The 18,854-nt window shown below is 66.3% G+C and carries 22 protein-coding genes; 18 read left to right on the top strand and 4 right to left on the bottom strand.

Annotated features, from left to right (window positions below):
- The 3 genes from GRB96_RS10685 to GRB96_RS10675 all read left to right on the top strand — a co-directional run bounded on the left by GRB96_RS10685 (nt 1) and on the right by GRB96_RS10675 (nt 3,637).
- Entirely contained in the window at nt 1-1,329 is a 1,329-nt protein-coding gene (locus GRB96_RS10685) for an MATE family efflux transporter (protein ID WP_161432123.1), read from the top strand.
- A gap of 120 nt (nt 1,330-1,449) precedes the next feature.
- The gene (locus tag GRB96_RS10680) at nt 1,450-3,102 is read left to right on the top strand and encodes a nitrite/sulfite reductase (protein ID WP_161432122.1); all 1,653 of its coding nucleotides are present in this window, start codon (nt 1,450-1,452) and stop codon (nt 3,100-3,102) included.
- Entirely contained in the window at nt 3,095-3,637 is a 543-nt protein-coding gene (locus GRB96_RS10675) for a DUF934 domain-containing protein (RefSeq protein WP_161432121.1), read from the top strand. The genes GRB96_RS10680 and GRB96_RS10675 overlap by 8 nt, the downstream gene beginning before the upstream one ends.
- Here GRB96_RS10675 and smrA read toward each other — a convergent pair.
- Nucleotides 3,634-4,227, bottom strand: a complete 594-nt coding sequence (smrA, locus tag GRB96_RS10670) for a DNA endonuclease SmrA (protein WP_161432120.1) — start codon at nt 4,225-4,227, stop codon at nt 3,634-3,636. The genes GRB96_RS10675 and smrA overlap by 4 nt on opposite strands.
- Nucleotides 4,228-4,331: 104 nt before the next feature.
- On the opposite strand from smrA, the gene GRB96_RS10665 reads away from it, so the two are divergent.
- The 5 genes from GRB96_RS10665 to GRB96_RS10645 all read left to right on the top strand — a co-directional run bounded on the left by GRB96_RS10665 (nt 4,332) and on the right by GRB96_RS10645 (nt 6,802).
- Nucleotides 4,332-4,775: a gamma-glutamylcyclotransferase family protein gene (locus GRB96_RS10665; protein ID WP_161432119.1), complete on the top strand. Its 444-nt coding sequence runs from the start codon at nt 4,332-4,334 to the stop codon at nt 4,773-4,775.
- A gap of 68 nt (nt 4,776-4,843) precedes the next feature.
- Nucleotides 4,844-5,191 (top strand): arsenate reductase (glutaredoxin), encoded by a 348-nt coding sequence (gene arsC / locus GRB96_RS10660; RefSeq protein WP_161432118.1) that lies wholly within the window; start codon nt 4,844-4,846, stop codon nt 5,189-5,191.
- Nucleotides 5,192-5,226: 35 nt separating this feature from the next.
- Nucleotides 5,227-5,850: an NAD(P)H:quinone oxidoreductase gene (wrbA, locus tag GRB96_RS10655; protein WP_161432117.1), complete on the top strand. Its 624-nt coding sequence runs from the start codon at nt 5,227-5,229 to the stop codon at nt 5,848-5,850.
- Nucleotides 5,847-6,251, top strand: coding sequence for a DUF2069 domain-containing protein (locus tag GRB96_RS10650; RefSeq protein ID WP_161432116.1), 405 nt, complete (start codon nt 5,847-5,849; stop codon nt 6,249-6,251). Before wrbA ends, GRB96_RS10650 begins: the two co-directional genes overlap by 4 nt.
- Before the next feature lie 77 nt (nt 6,252-6,328).
- The gene (locus GRB96_RS10645) at nt 6,329-6,802 is read left to right on the top strand and encodes a c-type cytochrome (RefSeq protein WP_161432115.1); all 474 of its coding nucleotides are present in this window, start codon (nt 6,329-6,331) and stop codon (nt 6,800-6,802) included.
- Nucleotides 6,803-6,873: 71 nt separating this feature from the next.
- Here GRB96_RS10645 and GRB96_RS10640 read toward each other — a convergent pair whose 3' ends face one another.
- Nucleotides 6,874-7,557 (bottom strand): cytochrome b/b6 domain-containing protein, encoded by a 684-nt coding sequence (locus tag GRB96_RS10640; RefSeq protein WP_161432114.1) that lies wholly within the window; start codon nt 7,555-7,557, stop codon nt 6,874-6,876.
- A 124-nt stretch (nt 7,558-7,681) separates the two neighbouring features.
- On the opposite strand from GRB96_RS10640, the gene GRB96_RS10635 reads away from it, so the two are divergent.
- The 3 genes from GRB96_RS10635 (at nt 7,682) to pdxH (ending at nt 9,485) form a co-directional block, all read left to right on the top strand.
- Nucleotides 7,682-8,377: an AzlC family ABC transporter permease gene (locus GRB96_RS10635; RefSeq protein WP_338074031.1), complete on the top strand. Its 696-nt coding sequence runs from the start codon at nt 7,682-7,684 to the stop codon at nt 8,375-8,377.
- Nucleotides 8,374-8,721: a branched-chain amino acid transporter permease gene (locus GRB96_RS10630; protein ID WP_161432113.1), complete on the top strand. Its 348-nt coding sequence runs from the start codon at nt 8,374-8,376 to the stop codon at nt 8,719-8,721. Before GRB96_RS10635 ends, GRB96_RS10630 begins: the two co-directional genes overlap by 4 nt.
- A 122-nt stretch (nt 8,722-8,843) precedes the next feature.
- Nucleotides 8,844-9,485 carry a pyridoxamine 5'-phosphate oxidase gene (gene pdxH / locus GRB96_RS10625; RefSeq protein WP_161432112.1) on the top strand — a complete coding sequence of 214 codons (642 nt, stop codon included), beginning with the start codon at nt 8,844-8,846 and terminating at the stop codon, nt 9,483-9,485.
- Between the two features lie 83 nt (nt 9,486-9,568).
- On the opposite strand, the gene GRB96_RS10620 is transcribed toward pdxH, so the two are convergent.
- On the bottom strand, nt 9,569-12,316 hold the full coding sequence (locus GRB96_RS10620; protein ID WP_161432111.1) for a bifunctional acetate--CoA ligase family protein/GNAT family N-acetyltransferase: 2,748 nt from the start codon (nt 12,314-12,316) through the stop codon (nt 9,569-9,571).
- A 114-nt stretch (nt 12,317-12,430) separates the two neighbouring features.
- Here GRB96_RS10620 and GRB96_RS10615 point away from each other — a divergent pair, with 114 nt between their 5' ends.
- On the top strand, nt 12,431-13,420 hold the full coding sequence (locus tag GRB96_RS10615; protein WP_161432110.1) for a histone deacetylase family protein: 990 nt from the start codon (nt 12,431-12,433) through the stop codon (nt 13,418-13,420).
- Nucleotides 13,421-13,525: 105 nt separating this feature from the next.
- Nucleotides 13,526-14,158, top strand: coding sequence for a helix-turn-helix domain-containing protein (locus GRB96_RS10610; protein ID WP_161432109.1), 633 nt, complete (start codon nt 13,526-13,528; stop codon nt 14,156-14,158).
- Here GRB96_RS10610 and GRB96_RS10605 read toward each other — a convergent pair whose 3' ends face one another.
- Complete coding sequence (locus GRB96_RS10605) at nt 14,159-15,010, bottom strand: formate dehydrogenase accessory sulfurtransferase FdhD (RefSeq protein WP_161432108.1); 852 nt, start codon at nt 15,008-15,010, stop codon at nt 14,159-14,161.
- A 94-nt stretch (nt 15,011-15,104) separates the two neighbouring features.
- On the opposite strand from GRB96_RS10605, the gene GRB96_RS10600 reads away from it, so the two are divergent.
- The 5 genes from GRB96_RS10600 to GRB96_RS10580 all read left to right on the top strand — a co-directional run bounded on the left by GRB96_RS10600 (nt 15,105) and on the right by GRB96_RS10580 (nt 18,831).
- Nucleotides 15,105-15,536, top strand: a complete 432-nt coding sequence (locus GRB96_RS10600; protein WP_161432107.1) for a DUF3305 domain-containing protein — start codon at nt 15,105-15,107, stop codon at nt 15,534-15,536.
- Entirely contained in the window at nt 15,533-16,114 is a 582-nt protein-coding gene (locus GRB96_RS10595) for a DUF3306 domain-containing protein (protein ID WP_161432106.1), read from the top strand. The genes GRB96_RS10600 and GRB96_RS10595 overlap by 4 nt, the downstream gene beginning before the upstream one ends.
- 62 nt (nt 16,115-16,176) lie before the next feature.
- The gene (locus GRB96_RS10590) at nt 16,177-17,895 is read left to right on the top strand and encodes a 4Fe-4S binding protein (protein ID WP_161432105.1); all 1,719 of its coding nucleotides are present in this window, start codon (nt 16,177-16,179) and stop codon (nt 17,893-17,895) included.
- A 4-nt stretch (nt 17,896-17,899) separates the two neighbouring features.
- Nucleotides 17,900-18,550, top strand: a complete 651-nt coding sequence (locus tag GRB96_RS10585) for a TorD/DmsD family molecular chaperone (protein ID WP_240894154.1) — start codon at nt 17,900-17,902, stop codon at nt 18,548-18,550.
- Nucleotides 18,551-18,627: 77 nt separating this feature from the next.
- Nucleotides 18,628-18,831 carry a twin-arginine translocation signal domain-containing protein gene (locus tag GRB96_RS10580; protein ID WP_161432104.1) on the top strand — a complete coding sequence of 68 codons (204 nt, stop codon included), beginning with the start codon at nt 18,628-18,630 and terminating at the stop codon, nt 18,829-18,831.
- The last annotated feature ends 23 nt before the right edge of the window (nt 18,832-18,854 follow it).

The raw sequence follows: 18,854 nt of genomic DNA, 5'->3' as shown, positions 1-18,854 counted from the left end.
ATGCTGCCTCCCTCGACACGTCGCCGCATCATCTTGCGCCTGGCCCTGCCGATCATCGCCGGCATGCTCTCCCAGAGCCTGATCAACCTGATCGATGCCGCCATGGTGGGCTCGCTGGGCGAGGTGCCCCTGGCCGGGGTGGGGATCGGCGGCTACGTGATGTTCATGATCACCGCCCTGGTGTTCGGACTCTCCTCCGGCGTGCAGGCCCAGACCGCACGGCGCCACGGCGAGCAGGCCTGGACGCGCCTGGCCATGCCACTCAATGCCGGCCTGGTCATCGCCGTCGGGCTCTCGTTGCCCGTGACGGCACTCTGCCTGTGGCAGGCACCGGCGCTGATGGCGCTGATCAGCCAGGATCCCGGGGTCAACGCCGAGGCGGTCACCTACTTCCGCTGGCGAGTGCTGTCGCTGGCTGCCGTGGCGATGATCTTCTGTTTTCGCGGCTACTGGAACGGCATCCAGCAGACCGGCCTCTACCTGCGCATCATCCTTGCGATGCATGTCATCAACGTCATGGCGAGCCTGGCTCTGATCTTCGGCTACCTGGGGCTGCCCGCCATGGGCGCCGCCGGCGCCGGCGCCGGCACTACCCTGTCGCTGTTCGCCGGGCTTGCGATGTGGGCCGTGGCCAGCCTGCGCCACGCCCGGCCCAGCGGCTTCCTCGCCGGGCTGCCCCGCCGCTTCACCTTCCTTACCACCCTGCGCCTGGCAGGCCCCCACTCCTTCCAGCAGCTGTGGTTCGCGGCCGGCTACGCGGTGCTGTTCTGGATACTGGGCCAGGTCGGCACTGCCAGCGTGGCGGTGGGACACGTGCTGGTGAACCTCTCGCTGCTGCTTATCCTGCCCGGCGTGGGGCTGGGCATGGCGGCCATGAGCCTGGTGGGCCAAGCACTCGGGCGTGAGGAGCACGGTGACGCCCACCGCTGGGGCTGGGAGGTAGTGCATCTCGCCTGGCTCTGCCTGGCGGTCATCGCACTGCCCATGGCGCTGTTTCCCGATGCCGTCCTCGCGCTCTTCCTGCATGACTCGGCCCTGATCGAGCTGGCACGGCTGCCGCTGCGCCTGACGGCGCTGATGATCGTGCTCGATGCCGCGGCACTGGTGCTGGCCCAGGCACTGCTCGGCGCCGGGGCCAACCGCACGGTAATGACCGCCACCCTGTCGCTGCAGTGGCTGCTGTTCCTGCCGCTGGCCTGGCTGGTAGGCGTCTGGTTCGAGCAGGGATTACTGGGCATCTGGTGGGTACAGCTCGCCTATCGCATCCTTAATTCGATGTGGTTCACGGCGATCTGGCAGCGTCGGCGCTGGCAGCGGCTCTGCGTGTAGGAATGCCCCCTAATTACTTTAAGTATAAAAACTATGAATATTTATTCTTTTAAATAATATGCTGCTCCGCGTATCGTGCATGGCTAGGCATTGCCACTTTCACTGCAGCAGGATGGCTGAATGTATCGCTACGATTCCCACGACCAGACCCTCGTCAACGAACGCGTGGCCCAGTTCCGCGACCAGATGGATCGCTATCTTGCCGGGCGCCTGAGCGAAGAGGAGTTCCTGCCGCTGCGGGTGCAGAACGGCCTGTATATCCAGCGCTACGCTCCCATGCTGCGCATCGCCATCCCCTACGGCATGCTGGCCGCTTACCAGCTGCGCAAGCTGGGCGACCTGGCTCGCGACTACGATCGCGGCTATGGCCACTTCACCACCCGCACCAACCTGCAGCTCAACTGGCCGAAGCTCGAGAGCGTACCGGACATGCTCGCCGAACTGGCCAGCGTGCAGATGCACGCCATCCAGACCAGCGGCAACGACATCCGCAACACCACCACCGACCAGTTCGCCGGCGTCGCCGAGGACGAGGAGGTCGACCCGCGCCCCTGGTGCGAGCTGATCCGCCAGTGGTCCACCTTCCACCCCGAGTTCGCCTACCTGCCACGCAAGTTCAAGATCGCGGTGACCGGTGCCGCCGAGGATCGCGCGGCGATCCAGGTCCACGACGTGGGCCTGCGCCTGTGGAGGGACGCCCAGGGCGAGGTGCGCGTCAGGATGCTGGCCGGCGGTGGCCTGGGCCGCACGCCGATGATCGGCGAGGTGGTCCGCGACGACCTGCCCTGGCAGCACCTGCTCACCTACCTCGAGGCGCTGGTGCGGGTCTACAACCAGTTCGGCCGCCGCGACAACAAGTTCAAGGCGCGCATCAAGATCCTGGTCAAGGCCCTGGGCATCGAGGAGTTCCGCCGCCGCGTCGAGGAGGAGTGGGCGCATCTCAAGGATGGCCCCCAGACCCTGACCCGGGAGAGCGTCGAGCGGGTGGCGGCCCACTTCGTCGACCCCGAGCGGCGCCCCGTTACCGACGAGGCAATCGCCGCTATCGAGGCGTTGCGCGGCGAGAATCGCGCCTTTGGCCGCTTCATGACCAACAACGTCCACGGCCACAAGGTGCCTGGCTACGCGTCGGTGACCCTGTCGCTCAAGCGCAGCGGCCACTCCCCCGGCGATGTCACCTGGGAGCAGATGCACCAGATCGCGGATCTCGCCGACGAGTATAGCTTCGGCGAGCTGCGCGTCACCCATGAGCAGAACCTGGTGCTCTCCGATGTGCCCATGGATCGCCTGGAGGCGCTGTGGCACGAGCTCGAGGCACTGGGCCTGGCCAATCCCACGGTGGGCACTCTGGCCGACCTGATCTGCTGCCCCGGGGGTGACTACTGCGCCCTGGCCAACGCCAAGTCGATCCCGGTGGCCCAGGCCATCCAGGAACGCTTCGAGGACCTGGACTTCCTCTACGACCTGGGCCCGCTGGAGCTCAATATCTCCGGCTGCATGAACGCCTGTGGCCATCACCATGTCGGTCACATCGGCATCCTCGGTGTCGACAAGAAAGGCGAGGAGTGGTACCAGGTCTCGCTTGGCGGCGCCCAGGGCAATGCCGCTTCGCTGGGCAAGATCCTCGGCCCCTCCTTCAGCCGCGAGGCGGTCCCCGGGGTCATCGACACCCTGCTCAAGGTCTACGTCAGCGAGCGCAGCGACGACGAGACCTTCCTCGACACCTATCGTCGCATCGGTCTCAAGCCCTTCAAGGAGCGCGTCTATGCCTGATCAGGCCCCCCTCTCCGCAAGCCAACCCCCCTATCTCTTCCGCGGCCAGCCGGCCGTCGATGAGTGGCAGCTGATCCGCGAGGGCCAGCCGATGGATGGAACGCCGGCCATCGTGCCGCTGAGCCAGTGGCTCGAGGGCGAGCCTGGCGAAGCGCGCGCTCCCTGGCTTGCCGCCGATACCGAGCTCGATGACGCCCTGGCCGCACGCCTCGCCGCGGCGCCACTGGTCGCCATCGACTTCCCGAAGTTCACCGACGGCCGCGGCTACAGCCTGGCGCGGCTGCTGCGCGAGCGTCACGGCTATCGGGGCGAGATTCGCGCCATCGGCGACGTGCTGGTCGACCAGCTCTTCTTCATGCGCCGCTGCGGCTTCGACGGTTTCTCGTTGCGTGAGGACCAGTGGCTCGAGGATGCCCTGCGCAACCTGAATGTCTTCAGCCGTGCCTACCAGCCGGCGGTGGATCAGCCCGAACCGCTGTTCCGGCGCCGCGAGCGCGAACAGCGCCAGGCCACGCGCGAGCCGGCCTTCGCCTAACCTCGCCGCTTCTGCTGGCGTTCGCGGTTGTCGGCGCGGGCGCGTTCGCTCTTGCGCAGCAACACCCAGGTGGCGCCCAGGCCGCCGTCGGCGGGCTGGGCGGAGACGAAGGCCTGCACCTCGAGAAACTGCGTGAGCCACTTGGCCAGGTAGGAGCGCAGCACGTTGGGCGGGCTGTCGATGGCCTGGCCGCGGCCATGCACGATCAGCACCGAGCGCAGGTCATGGGCGTAGGCCTCGTGGATAAAGGGCGGCAGGCTGCGCCGGCACTCCTCCAGCGGGCGGCGCAGCAGGTGCAGCCGCGCCTGGGCGGCATAGCCGCCGTGGCGCAGGCGATCCACCACGCCCTGTTGGATGCCGTCACGGCGATAGTCGAGGGGGTCGAAGGGCGGCACCAGGTCGACGAAGTCGTCCGAGAGGAAGCCGTGACCCTCCGGCTCGGCGGCGGCACTCTCGCGACGAGCCAGCTGTGCCTCACTTGGCGAGCGCGCAGAACGGCCGGTATCGGCGCGATCCCTGCCCCGGGTCAGCGGGCGTACATCCCCCATCAGCGCCTGGAAATCGAGGTCATTGCGTGCCGTCGGGTTCATGGCTCACCTCCATCGTCATGGGAAAGGCTATCCTAGCAGAGCCCAACCTCGCGTCGCGATGCCGGGGCATGGCAGGATGGGGCGACCGCAACGGCGAGACCTCCATGCGACTCCGACACCTGCTGACCACCACCCTTATCGGCACCCCCTTGGCAGTCGCTGGCTGGCTGTGGCTGACCATGCTGAGCCCCTTCACCTACGAGCGCCCCGACTATCTGGATCCCATCGGCGAGGGCCCCCATGAGGTCTTCGTCTATGGCACCCTGCGCGTGCCGCCGGTGCGCTGGATCGTGATCGGAGACCGGGTCGAGACCCGACCCGCCTACCTCGAGGACTGGCAACGGAGCGGGCTGGACCTCGAGCCGGCCCCCGGCGAGCGTGTGCCGGGCGAGGTATTGACCGTTGCCGCCGAGGAGCTTGCCCGGCTCGACCGCTACGAGCGGCTGGGCATTCGCTACCAGAGAGTCCGGCTCACCCTCGCCGACGGCAGCGAGGCCTGGGTATATCGTCGCCTGCCCGAGGCATCGCCGGCACCGGCTTCCCCGTGAGCCACCCCGTCGCCCTTGCTACAATGCCGCGAACCGTCGCCAATTGGCCATCTTGCCGAGGAAGCCCCATGACCCGGATTACCCTGCTGCACAACCCGCGCTGCTCGAAGTCACGCCAGGCCCTGGCCCTGCTCGAGGAGCGTGGTGTCGAGGTCGCGGTGCGTCGCTATCTTGACGAGCCCCTGGACGAGGCAGAGCTGCGCGCCCTGATCGACCGCCTGGAGGGCGGTGTGGAGCGCCTGGTGCGCACCAAGGAGGCCGAGTGGAAGGCCCTTGCCGCCGATGCCAGTGACCCGGAGCAGGTGATCGGGGCGCTCCTCGCCCACCCGAGGATCATGGAGCGGCCGATCGCCGACGATGGCCAGCGGGCCGTGATCGGTCGCCCTCCCGAGGATATCCTTGCGCTGCTGGCGTGAGCTTCCCTTTCAATCCCCCGCTATCTGGAGCTTAGATGAGCGCTTCCCTGCCCTACGTGTTGATCCTCTACTACTCCCGGCATGGTGCTACCCGCGCAATGGCCGAGCGCCTCGCCGCCGGCGTGGAGTCCCTGCGTGGCGTCGAGGCGCGCCTGCGCACCGTACCGCCGGTCTCCGCCACCTGCGAGGCGGTGGACCCCGAGATTCCTGACGAAGGGGCGGTCTACGCCACCCTGGACGACTTGCGCCATTGCGCCGGCCTGGCCATCGGCAGCCCCACTCGCTTCGGCAACATGGCGGCGCCCCTGAAGCACTTCCTGGACGGGACCAGCGAGCTATGGCTGGGGGGCGCGCTGATCGACAAGCCGGCCACCGCCTTCACCTCGACCTCGAGCCTGCATGGCGGTCAGGAGGCGACGTTGCTGACCATGCTGGTGCCGCTGCTGCACCACGGCATGGTCTATGCCGGCCTTCCCTACAGCGAGACCGAGCTGATGGAGACCACCAGCGGAGGCACGCCCTATGGTGCCAGCCACCTGGCCGGCAAGCGCAGCGACCTGCCCCTCGATGAGCATGAGCGAAGCCTGGCGTACGCCCAGGGACGCCGGCTGGCTCGCCTCGCCCTGGCACTGTCCACGCTGCGGGAGAGCGACTCATGAGGGCCGCACTGGAGCGGATGGAGAAGGACAGGGGGCTCGATGTCCTGACCGCCAAGATGCGCCGGCTGGTGCTCGGCAGCTACGCCGCGCTGATGGCCATGATGGTCTATCGCGGCATGCAGATAGATGGCGACACCGGCGCGCTGGTGCCCATCGTCGCCTTCGTGCTGCCGCTGGTGCTCTTCCTGCCATCGCTGATCGGCCGGCGCCCCCGTGGCCATGCCTGGCTGGCCTTCGTCAGCCTCCTCTACTTCGCCCAGGGCGTGATGGTCGCCACCCTTCCCGGGCAGGGCCTGCGTGGCGTGGTCGAGGCGGTGGTGTCACTGGCGCTGTTTGCCGGCTGTACCGGCTATGCACGCTTTCGCAGCCGACAGCTGCGACTCGCCGCCAACGGCAGCTGAGCCGCGGACATGCTAGGCTTGGAGCGGCTTGATACACATCAAGCCGCTTGAGCCAATACTGACGAAAGGAGTTCGTGATGACCGTGACGTTCCGTCCCCTTGTCGCCCTCGGCCTGTCGGCCGCGCTTGCTCTGCCGCTCGCCGTCCAGGCCGCAGAACCCGAGGATGCCATCGACTATCGCCAGTCGGCCCTGAGTGTGATGGCTTGGCAGCTGGGTCCCATGGGCGACATGGCCCAGGGTGATATCGAGTATGACGCGGAAGAGTTCGCTACCCGGGCGAACAACCTGGCAGCCGTTGCCCATCTGCCCTGGGAAGGTTTCATGGAAGGCACCCTGCAGGGCGACGACCATGATGCCGAGACCGACGCCCTGGCCAAGATTGCCGATGACTGGGAAGGCTTCGAGGAGAAGCAGGAGACATTCAAGCAGGAGGCCGCCACCCTGGCCCAGATGGTCGAGGACGGCGAGGAGTTCAACGCCCTGCGCCGCCAGGTCGGCGCCGTGGGCAACAGCTGCAAGGGGTGTCACGACGATTTCCGTGCCGAGTAGTCATACCCGGACACCCACCTGGATGTGAATGCGACGGGGCGGCCTTCAGGCCGCCCCGTCGCGCATTCGGCTCACGCGTACCACAGCCAGATCACTGGCAGGGCACAGAGCACGACCAGGACCAGGGCTAGCCACAGGCTCGCCGTACGACGCTCGAGACCAGCTCCGGGCTCATCCTCGGGGCGCCGCCCCAGTGCCTTGCGGCCGGTGATCATGGCGCCCACCAGCCGCTCTCCCTTAAAGCGGTGTACTACCAGTGCCAACAGGTGACCGGCGATCAGCACCACCAGCAGGTTGGCGTTGAGGTGATGGAGCGCCATGAGGATATCGACGGTATCACCGTCCACCCAGCCGTTCAGCGGCGCCTTGAAGAAGATATCGTCGGTCATGAACAGGCCGCTGACCGCCTGGAACGACAGTGACAGCAACATGACCAGGACCATGGCGCCGCCCAGGGGGTTGTGGCCGGCGAACGCGGGCGGTCTGCCGCCGAGCAGGCGCCGCCCATAGTCGATCATGCTGCCGGGGGAGCGCAGGAAGCTGGCGAAGCGCGCATGAGGGCTGCCCAGCAGCCCCCAGAGCCAGCGAAACAGCAGCAGTCCCAGCAGCAGGTAACCCGCGCGGGCATGGATCTCGACCGGAAAGACGAAGGGCGCGCCCTCGGTCTTCATCGTGTAGAACGAGAGCCCCACAAGGGCCACCAGGGACCAGTGAAAAAGGCGAACCGGGATATCCCAGACCAGTAGTCGAGTCATCTTGCCTCCCTGCATTTTTCAGATGAGTATCTTGTCATGAGCTGTCAAGCCGGTGGATTTGCCTTACCATAAATGGCAATGCTGGCCATCGCATCAGCCTACTGCTGGTAAGGAGTCTATCACCGTGTCATTACCGTATGCCTGGAAGGAAGCCGGGAAGCTTACCCTGCCCGTGATGTTCGGCTACCTGCCGCTGGGAGCCGCCTACGGGATCCTCGCCGTGGAGGTCGGCGTGCCCTGGTGGGCGGCGGTGATGATGTCGCTGGTAATCTATGCCGGCGCCGGCCAGTTTCTCGCCGTTGCGCTGCTCGCCGCCGGCGCCGGGCTCATGGAACTGGCCGTGGCGACCCTGATGCTCAATTCCCGGCACCTCTTCTATGGTCTCTCGCTGCTCAAGCGCTTCCAGGGGGCCGGTTGGCGCAAGCCCTACCTGATCTTCGCCCTCACCGACGAGACCTACTCGCTGATCACCACCCTGCCGGCAGAGCGGGCCGGTGACCAGGCCCTGGCCTTCCGGGTCAGCCTGCTCAACCAGGCCTGGTGGGTGCTGGGCTCCATCGCCGGGGTGCTGGCAGGCACCACGCTTGCCTTCGACAGCCAGGGCATCGAGTTCGCCCTGACGGCACTGTTTATCGTGCTCACCCTCGAACAGGCGCGTCGTCTGCGTCGCTGGCTGCCCTTCGCCATTGCCCTGTTCACCGGACTGGGCGCCCTGCTGCTGTTGCCGGACCGTCACCTGCTGCTGGGCGCCATCGGCGCAGCCAGCCTGATCCTGCTGCTGCACTACCGTCTCGGCCGCAACCTGGAGGCCAGCGCATGAGCACTCCCTCGCTGCTGCTGTTTATCGGCATCTGCGCCCTGGCCACCTTCGCGACGCGGGTCATCCCCTTCGTGGCCCTGGCGCGGCATGCCGACCACCCCTTGATCCTGCATCTGGGCCGCTACCTGCCCCCCACGGTGATGATGATCCTGGTGATCTATGCACTGCGCGACTTCCGGCCCCTGCTCGACGGCCGGCTCAACGCCGGCACCACCGGCTGGCCGATGATTGCGGCCGCGCTGATCGTCGCCCTCCTGCACCTTTGGCGTCGCAACGCCCTGCTCTCGATCATCGGCGGCACCGGTGCCTATATGGCCATGGTCCAGCTGGGCTGGATGGGATGAGAGTCCCGACGGGTTCGACACAATGTATAGCGCCAGAAAATGTTACCGCGCTGCAAAACAGGTGTTGAGCTGCGTCCTCGAAGCGGCGAACATGCACAGAGATTTCAGGAGAGCTCAGCACGATGACACGCAACATTGCCGATATCCGCCGCGACTATGAAGGCGGCCAGCTCGACGAGGCCCAGGTTACCGATGACCCCATGCCGCTGTTCGAGGAGTGGTTGACCCTGGCGCTGGAGAGCGAGGGCCTCGACGGCAACGCCATGACCCTGGCCACCGCAGACAGCCAAGGGCTACCCCATGCTCGAGTGGTGCTGCTCAAGGGCGTCGATGAACAGGGTTTCGTCTTCTACACCAACTACCACAGCCACAAGGGCAGTGAACTGACCAACGTGCCCCACGCCGCCCTGACCTTCTGGTGGCCATCACTGGCTCGTCAGGTGCGCATCGAGGGACGCGTCGAACAGGTCAGCGAACAGGAGTCCGACGACTACTTCGCCAGTCGTCCCCGAGCCAGCCAGCTCGGCGCCTGGATTGCCACCCAGAGCGTGGTGATTCCGGACCGCACCTGGATCGAGGAGCGTCAGGCACGCTTCGAACAGGCCTACGAGGGTCAGCAGATCCCGCGCCCTGTGCACTGGGGTGGCTACCGCATCATTCCCGAGATGGTCGAGTTCTGGCAGGGCCAGCCCAGCCGCCTCCATGACCGGATCCGCTACGAGCGCCGCGACGGCGACTGGCACCACTTCCGCCTCGCGCCCTGAGGCGCTTCCCGGACTGTTACCCGCCTCGTCAATGCCGACGCGTGTGAACCCGCGGCGGCATGAAGGCGATTATCCCGGGATCCTCAGTCCGGCAGACTCTCCAGGCGGTGGCGCTGCCACTCGCTGTCGGGTTCATTGAGGCGCAGCACCGCGTCGACCACCTGCTCCTCCATGTTGTAGCGCTGCTTGAAGCCCAGGTGCTTCATCAGCGCACGCATGGGGTGATTGTCGACCATGATCTTGCCGATCATCTCCAGGGTGCCGACACTCTTGCAGTAATTGATCATCTTGTTCATCAGCAGGCTGCCGATGCCCAGGCCCTGCAGGTCGTCGCGGATGATGACCGAGAACTCGGTACGGATATTGTCGGGGTCGTTCCAGACCCTGACCACGCCCAGCATCTCCTTCCTGCCATCCTCCACCAGGTGCTCGGCGATAAAGGCCATCTGACGGTCGTAGTTGATATGCGAGAGCATCGACAGGTCGCGCTGGGTCAGGTCCGCCTTGTTGTGGAAATAGCGGAAGCGGATGCTCTCCTCGGAGAGCTGGCCGTGGAAGCTGGTAATCAGCGGCGCATCCTCTGCGCGAATCGGACGCACCTCGACTTCCCAGCCGTTCTTGAGCGTGACCCACTCCCTGAGCTCCTCGGGATAGGGCATGATCGCGAAGCGCGCCGGTTGGCCGAGATCCATGGCGAAGTCCACCGCCACCATGTCATCGCGATTGAGCAGCAACGGGTTGATCTCAAGACCACGCAGCTCGAGCAGGTCGCTGGCCATTTGCGACAGCTTGACCAGCAACTGACATAGCCTGTCGATATCGCGGCTCGGGTCGCTGGAGTGCTCGTGGATCAGGCGCGCCACATGGGTGTGCTCGATCGTGTCCTCGGCCAGGCGCATGTTGAGCGGCGGTAGCGCCACCTGGCGGTCGGCCAGGATATTGACCTTGTAGCCACCGATGCCGAACACCACCACCGGGCCGAACACCGGATCGCGGGTAATGCCGGCGCACACCTGCATGGAGTGCTTGCCGCGCTGCATGGGCTGCAGGCAATACTCACGCACCTCGAAGGCGGGATACTTCTCGGCGATCTTCTCGCCCAGCAACTCGACACCCTCTGCTACCTGCTGCGGCGTCCTCAGGTCCTGAAGCAGGCCGGCGGAAAGGCGGTGAGGATGCTTGCGATAGCGGAACGGTCGGCAGTTGCCCTCGTGGATCACCTTGAGGGCCATGCTGCCCTCGAACGCCTCCGCTGCCGCGGCACTCTCCTCCGCTGTCGTCACATAGCGCCGGGTCGCCACGGGAATGCCGTAGGCCTCCAGCACCTGGGCGGTCTCGGAGTGGGTCAACGTTTCGCGCCCCTCGGCCTTAACCGTCTCGATCAGCTTGCGGCAGCGGACACGACTCTCGCGGGTAGTTGAGAACGGCAGGCTCGGAGGCGTCTCCTGCAACAGCGCCTGGACGCGCTGGAAGTTCACCATGTGCATGAAGGCCTTCACCGCCTGCTCGGGCGACACATAGGTGGGGATCCCTGCCAGGTTGCATTCGTGGCGAGCCGAGAAGGCCTCTTCGAGGCCCATGAAGCTGGTCAACAGGTTGCGGCGGAACCGCTTGCGGTTGGCCACCAGCGCCTGGGCGGTCACCTTGGAAGGCGCCAGGCGAGTGGGGGCATGCACCACCAGCACCGCATCGACACCGGGATCCGCGGCCACGATCTCCAACGCATCCACCATCATTTCTGGCGTGGCGTTGCCGCCCAGGTCGACGGGGTTCTCGCCGGGCTTACTGATATCCAGGCCGCCACTACGCAGGGCGTCACGCGTTTCCTCTCTGAAGTCCGCCAGCTTGCCGCCGGCGTTGATCAGCTTGTCGATGGCCAGCATCGCCGGCCCCAGGCCGTTGGAGACGATCGCCAGTCGATCGCCACGCAGGGGCTTCATGCGTGACAGGGTCATCAGGGCGTCGAACAGCTCGTCGGAGTCATGCACGCGAACCACGCCGGCCCGGGAGAAGGCGGCATCGAACAGCTGGTCGCGGTTGGCAATCCCCGGGGTTGGCGGTAGCCCGGTGAGGTCGGACTCGGGAGTGCGCCCGCTCTTGATCGCCAGCACCAGACGGTTGCGTGAGGCATCGCGCAGCGCGGTCATGAAATGCTGGGCATCCATCACCTTCTCGAGATGCAGCAGGATTGCCTGGGTCGGCGAGTACTGGTTGATGTAATCCAACAGGTCGGGAAGCATCACGTCGACGCTATCCCCCAGGGTGATCAGGTGGGAGAAGCCCACCCCGCGCCCCGCCGCCCAGTCGATCATCGCCGTGCCCAGCATGCCCGACTGACCGAGATAGGCGACCTTGCCGCGCTTGATGACCTGGTTGGCATAGGAGGCATTGAGGTGCCGTCCGGGGACGATCAGCCCCATGCACTCGGGACCCAGAACCCGTATGCCGGAGGCGCGGGCCGCCTCCAGCATGCGGCTGCGGATCGAGGCCTTGCCATCACGCTCCTCGTCGAGATGCGAGCCACCGGAGAGCACCAGAGCGGCGCGGCAGCCGAAGCTGCCTAGCCTGGCGATACGGCCCGGTACCGTCTCGACCGGTGAGCAGATCACCGCCAGGTCGGGCACCTCGGGGAGTTGGGAGACACGAGAGAAGGCCGGCTGGCCATGCACGCTGCTGTAACCCTTGGGGTTCACCGCCCAGATCGTGCCGGGAAACTCCCCCTCCAGCAGGTTACGGATAACGATGCCCCCCAGGGATTCCGACTTTTCCGAGGCGCCGATCACGGCGATGGTGCGAGGTTCGAAGAAGTGGCGGAGGAAACGGGTGCTCAAGGCAATCTCCCGGCTGTTGGCGCATGAATTGATGCCTACTGTGTACGACCTATTGACACTGTCTGGCAAGGGCTTGGCTCAAGTAAAGTGATCCCAGTCAGCACGGAGAGCGCCATGATCACCGGTTACATCACCCATCCCGACTGCCACCTCCACCATATGGGGCCGGAGCACCCGGAAAGCCCCTTGCGCCTGGAGGCGATCCGGGCACGCCTGTCCCTGTCGGGCACCCTGCAGCAGACCATGCAGTCGGAGGCGCGTCCGGCCACCGAGGAAGAGCTCGCCCTGGTCCATCCGGTTCGCCACCTGCGTGCCCTGGACAAGTGTGTGCCGGAGCAGGGGATCGTCACCCTCGACAGTGACACCATGATGAACCCCGACAGCCTCAAGGCAGCGCGTGTCGCTGCGGGGGCGGTGATCCGCGGCGTCGACCAGGTGTTTCGCCATCAGGCCGACAACGTCTTCTGCGCGGTGCGCCCACCCGGCCATCACGCCGAGGCCACCGATGCCATGGGCTTCTGCTTCTACAACAATGTCGCGGTGGGTGCCGCCCATGCCCGCAAGAAGTACGGCGCACGGCGCATCGCCATCCTCGATTTCGATGTCCACCAGTGCAACGGCACCATCGACATCTTCAAGGACGACCCCGAGGTGCTGGTCTGCACCAGTTTCCAGTTTCCGTTCTATCCCTGGCGTTACCTGCGCAGCGAATGGCAGAACGTGGTCAACACACCGCTCTCCGCCGGCACCGACAGCGCCGCCTTCCGCAAGGCAATCGAGGATGACTGGCTGCCCGCCTTGCATCGTTTCAAGCCCGAACTGGTGCTGCTCTCCTCGGGTTTCGACGCCCACCGCGAGGACGAGATGGCCGAGCTCAACCTGGAGGACGAGGACTTCCACTGGGTGACCCATATGGCGCTGGAGATCGCCGAGCTGTATGCCGACGGAAGGCTGGTGTCGGTACTCGAGGGGGGCTATCACCTGGAGTCGCTGGGACGCTGCGTTGATGCCCATGTCAAGGCACTGCTGGGACTGCCCTTCGGCGATGGCGTTTCTGACGATCAGGAAACCGACACCGCCGGTGACCCGGGCAGCCGCGGCTGATCTTCCTGCACCGAGGCGGCGAATCTGCCGGCGCACGGGATAGCCGGCATCCGGTGGCGTTGTGATAAGCTCGGGAAAACCTGTTTCCTATAGTGAACTCGCGCCATGACAGAAACCAACGATCAGGATGCTGCCCTGCGCATCGCCTCCGGGCGCAAGCCCTTCGTCGAGCCGCTGCGCCTCGGCGAACGCCTGCGCGAAATCCGCCTGGCCAACCAGTGGACGCTGGAAGACGTCAGCCAGCGTACTGGCCTTGCACGCTCCACCCTGTCGAAGATCGAGAACGACCAGATCTCGCCGACGTTCACCGCGGTTCAGAAGCTGATCAGCGGACTGGGCATCGACCTCCCCCAACTGCTCTCGCCGCCTCGCCAGCAGGCGCGCACCACGGGGCGTCGCGACCTGACCCGACGCGGCCATGGCGAACTGCACCCGACACCGACCTACGAGCACGAGCTGCTCAGCTGTGAACTGGCCCAGAAGCGCATGATTCCCTTCAAGACCATCGTGCGGGCACGACGCTTCGAGGAGTTCAGCGAGTGGGTCCGCCACGACGGCGAGGAGTTCCTGATGGTGCTGGAGGGCGAGATCCTGCTGTATACCGAGTTCTACGAGCCTCTGCAGCTGGAGACTGGTGACAGCATCTACTTCGACAGCGCCATGGGCCACGCGCTGGTCTCGACCAGCGACGAGGATGCCGTGGTGCTGTCGGTGTGTACCCGGGGCGAGGCCGCCTGATCAGGCCTTCTCCCGCCGCCGGTCGCCGGGCCGGCTGGCCGGAATGGCGTCCAGTTCGAGGCGCCGCTGGGCATGGATCGCCTGGAAGTGGCGCCCTTTGGCCCGGGCCACCAGCATGACCCCGAAGCGCTCCGCCAGCTCAACCCCCTTCTGGGTCACCCCGGAGCGCGACACCAGCACCCCGATGCCCATCTGGGCCACCTTGATCACCATCTCCGAGGTCAGCCGGCCGGTGGTATAGAAGATATCCGCCCCACCAGTCTCGCTCTCCCCCAGCCACTGGCGCCCCGCCAGGGTATCCACCGCATTGTGGCGCCCCACGTCCTCCACGAAGTCGAGCACCGAATCCTGGCGACACAGGGCGCAGCCGTGTACCGCCCCGGCGCTGCGATAGGTCTCGTTGTAGGTCCCGAGGTTCTCCAGCAGGGCATAGAGCACCGACTGGCGAACCGGGGTATCCGGCAAGGGTTGCCTGGGCACCGCGTCCAGAATGCGACCGAACACCGTACCCTGGCCACAGCCGGTGGTAACGGTGCGATGCCCCAGACGCTCGTCGAGGTCCTCGGGAAGATGCCGGGTGACCACCGCGGCGGCTTCCACCTCCCAGTCGACATGCACCGCTTCCAGGTCCTCGCGTCGCTCGAGCAGGCCCTGATTGCGCAGGTAACCCACCACCAGCGCTTCGGGGTCGGCCCCCAGGGTCATCAGGGTGACGATCTCGCGCTTGTTGAGATAGAGAGTGAGCGGGCGCTCGGCGGCGATCGCCTGACGGCGCGGGTCGCCATACTCGTCGAGGACCTCGATCTCCAGGGTGGCGGGCAGGCGGGCACGGCTGAGGCTGATCGGTGGCATCCGGTGCGGGCTCCTGAAAGACGTTGATGGGTCATGATGGCATTGCCGATACTGAAAGTCTTTAATGCACTTACCCACGTCCGAGAGACCTTCGATGACAGCCTTAACCAACCACCGCAGCGTGAGTCTCGCGCTGGGTGAAGAAACCACCCGTATCAAGGGATTCGTCTCGCGGCGTCACTTTATCCGCGAGTTGACGCCCGGGGATGCAGGGCCCTGGACACTGATCCTGCAGCTCACCCTGACCGAGCGCGCCGCCTACCGCTTCAACCTTACCTCCGACACCCCTCGGCTCTTCGTGCGCTGCGGCGACGCCGGCGGCTCCCCCACTCCCTCGGCGATCACCGCCAGCCAGGACGTCGCCGCCAGCTGGATGGACGGCGAACAGCAGGTGCTGGACGTGGCGATGCCAGTAGCGATCCAGGCCTGGCTCGAGGCCTACCTGGCCCGCCATGGCGAGGCGCCCGAAGAGGGACGCAAGAAGAAACGCAAGGGCGCCGGGCGCGCCCGGGAGATGACGCCATGAGTCGGTTCGAACGCTGGTCTCGCCGCAAGCTGGGGGAAGAGGTACTGGACGAGCCCGACCGGGAGTCCCTGGCACATCCCTCCGAGCATGTCATTGACGCGGTCGCCAATGAGGCGCCGCAGGACGAGGCGGTGGAGCCCGAGGGAGCGGTGCCCGGCAGCCTCGATCACACCCTGCCCGATCCCGACGACCTGCCGGCCGGGTCTGACTTTACTGCCTACCTCAAGGAAGGCGTCAGCGGCCAGCTGCGCCGACGCGCCCTGCGTCGCCTGTGGACCTCCGGCAACTACGGGGTCCGCGATGGGCTCGATGACTACGACGAGAACTATCGCGAGGTGCTCAAGCCGCTGGCCCGGGATGTGGCGGAGCAGCTGAGGCGCTGGACCCGTCCCAGTGAGGAGCCCCTCGAGGCGACGGAGGGCGCGGAGAGCGAGCTGCTGGCGGAGGCGCCACGGCCGGCCGAGGACCAGCGTGACGAGAGCCATGATGACGGCGCTCAGGCCGGCCCGCGACACGAGACCGACGCGAAGAATCGATTAGACGAAGAGGCAATTGGCGGCGATAATAAATTTAGTTAATGCTGATTTTTCAATGTTCACCAATAACGACAACAAGCACGACACCACTACCGTGAGGCTGCATGACATCACCCATTGACGCCGTGACCGTGGACGACGCTGCCAACCGCAGCGCCCGCGAGGCGGCTCGGCAGCGCGTCTCCTGGCCGGTCAACCTGACCCCCGCCAGCGTCACCTACGAGAGCGCCGGTCACGCCCTGCTGCTGGGCGACGAGATCAGCGTCCGCCAGGCCGCTCAACGCCTGCAGGGGCAAGGGCTTTCCGCTATCGCCCTGCTGATCACCGAACCGGCCGCCGCCGATACCCTGCTCGACGACGTGCAGGTCGAAGCGCTGCTGGAGAGTACCCGACGCCTGCCCTGCCGGACCCTGTCGCCCACGCAACGCAGCCAGTTGCGCATCGAGGGCTATCTGGGGCGGTTCAGCGTTGGCCTCCACGGCCCGGACGAGCGGCTCGACCTGACGCTGCCGCTGCTCGGTCGTCAGCATGCCGACCTGATCCTCGACCTGGGTCGCTCACCGGCCCTGGAACTCGAACTGCCACCTCCCGGGTATCGCCACCTCGCCTGGGGAGGCGCGGAGAGCGATGCGGCCCTGGACGAGTTCGCCGAGCTGGTCGGCGAGTTCGACAAGCCGCGCTACTTCCAGATCAACGCCGATCTCTGCGCCCACTCCGCCTCGGGCAATGTCGGCTGTACCCGCTGCCTCGAGGTCTGCCCCGCGGACGCCATATCCAGCCACAAGGGTCGCATCGAGTCGCGTATCGAGATCGACCCCTACCTCTGCCAGGGTGTGGGCAGCTGCTCCAGCGCCTGCCCCACCGGCGCCATCCAGTTCCGCCTGCCGGAACCCGCGCGTCAGCAGGAGGCCCTGGCCAGCTGGCTGGACGCCTATCGCCAGGCCGGCGGCAGCGTGCCGGTGATGCGCTTCGTCGAGGCCGGCGAGCTGGAGATCGAGGATGAGCCGGCCGGCTGTGTGCTCGACGTCCCGCTGGAGGAGCTGGGCAATGCCGGCCACGACCAGTGGCTCACCGCGCTGGCCGCCGGGGCCGCCGAGGTGCGTATCCAGGTGCATCCCGAGTTGCCACCCACGCTGTCCGCCTTCATCGATGACCAGATCGCCCAGGCCCAGGCGCTGCTGGCGGCGCTGGGTCACGAGCCAGGCCGCATCAAGCGCATCCAGCGCGGCGATGGTGCCGCCCGTGATGCCCTGCCGGAGTACCTGCCGCTCAGCGAAGAACCTCTCGAACTATCCGCGCAGCCCAAACGGGAGCGCTTCGAGGAGGTGCTGGCACGCCTGACAGCACTCGGCAAGGCCGACGGCCAGCGCCACCCCATGCCATCCGGTGCCGCCTACGGGGGGCTCGAGATCGACCGCGACGCCTGCACGCTCTGCTTCGCCTGTGTCAGCAATTGTCCCACTCCGGCCCTGGCCAGCGGTGACGAGACTCCGCTGCTCAGCTATCGCGAAGCCGATTGCGTGCAGTGCGGCCTGTGCGTGGAGGCGTGCCCCGAGGATGCCATTCGCCTGGTGCCCGGCTTCCTGGCCGATGCGAGCCGTACCCAGCGCCAGGCTCGTCACGAGGAGCCGCCCTTCTGCTGCATTCGCTGTGGCAAGCCCTTCGCCAGCGCAAGCACCATCGCCACCATCAAGGCGAAACTGGCCGAACACCCCTACTTCGCCGGCGACGCCGCGGCGCGACTGGAGATGTGCGAGGACTGTCGCGTCAAGGACGTGTACCAGGGCATGGTCCGCGACCCCGAATCCCAACTGAAGGTGTGACGCCATGAGCCAGGAGATGGATCAGGACATGCTGGCCACGGAGGCAGCGCCGGATGAGCAGGAGGCGCTGCGCGCTGACCTTTACCGCCTGCTGGCGCGCCTGATACGCGAACCCGTCGATGACGAGCTGCTCGCCTGGCTCGCCAGACTCGAGCTCGAGGATGATGTCGAGGAGAACCGGGACCCCGTCGCCGCGGCACTGGCGAGGCTCTCCCACGCCGCCGGCGGCGCCACCCCGAGCGAGCTCGAGCGCGCCCATTTCCGCCATCTGGTGGGCGTGGTCCAGGGCGAGATCACACCCTACGCCTCCTGGTACCGCAACGGCGAGCTGATGGACCAGGCGCTGGTGGCGCTGCGCGAGGACCTGCGTCGACTGGGCTTCATGCGCAGTGAGTGCAGCCACGATCCCGAGGATCACCTGGCCGCGCTGTTCGAGATCATGGCCATGCTGATCGAGGACCACGCGGCGGAGACCGCCGCTTTCTTTATGTCGCACCTCGCACCATGGGCTGAGCGTTGTCTGGACGATCTGGCCCGAGTCGACACGGCCTTCTATGCTCGAACAGGAGAGCTCGGGCAGGCCTTCATCGCCCGCGAGCGCAGCCAGCTGGCCGCAGAGGCGGAGCGCTCCCCGGTAAGGATCATCGAGCCCTGACCCGCCAGGCATCAAAAGAACAAGGCCGACCGACGGCCACAACAAGAATGATGAGAAAAATGAGAGAGGAGAACACCATGCGCACGACAAGCAACCCGGAGCGCCGGCGCTTCCTGAAGACCCTGGGCGCCGGCACCGCCGCGGCGGGTGCCGCTGCCGCCGTGGGCCACGTGACCCTGGTCCAGGCCGACACCGCGGAGAAGGCTGCCCCCGAGAAGGCCGACAGCAACTACCACGAAACCCCCCATATCCGGGCCTACTACGCCACCCTGCGTGATTGACGGCCGCCAGCGAGGAGAGAGAT

The sequence above is a fragment of the Halomonas alimentaria genome, assembly GCF_009902005.1.
GTDB lineage: Bacteria > Pseudomonadota > Gammaproteobacteria > Pseudomonadales > Halomonadaceae > Halomonas > Halomonas alimentaria.
Note: the sequence above shows the minus strand (reverse complement) of the source record. Positions and strands in the feature narration are given on the sequence as shown.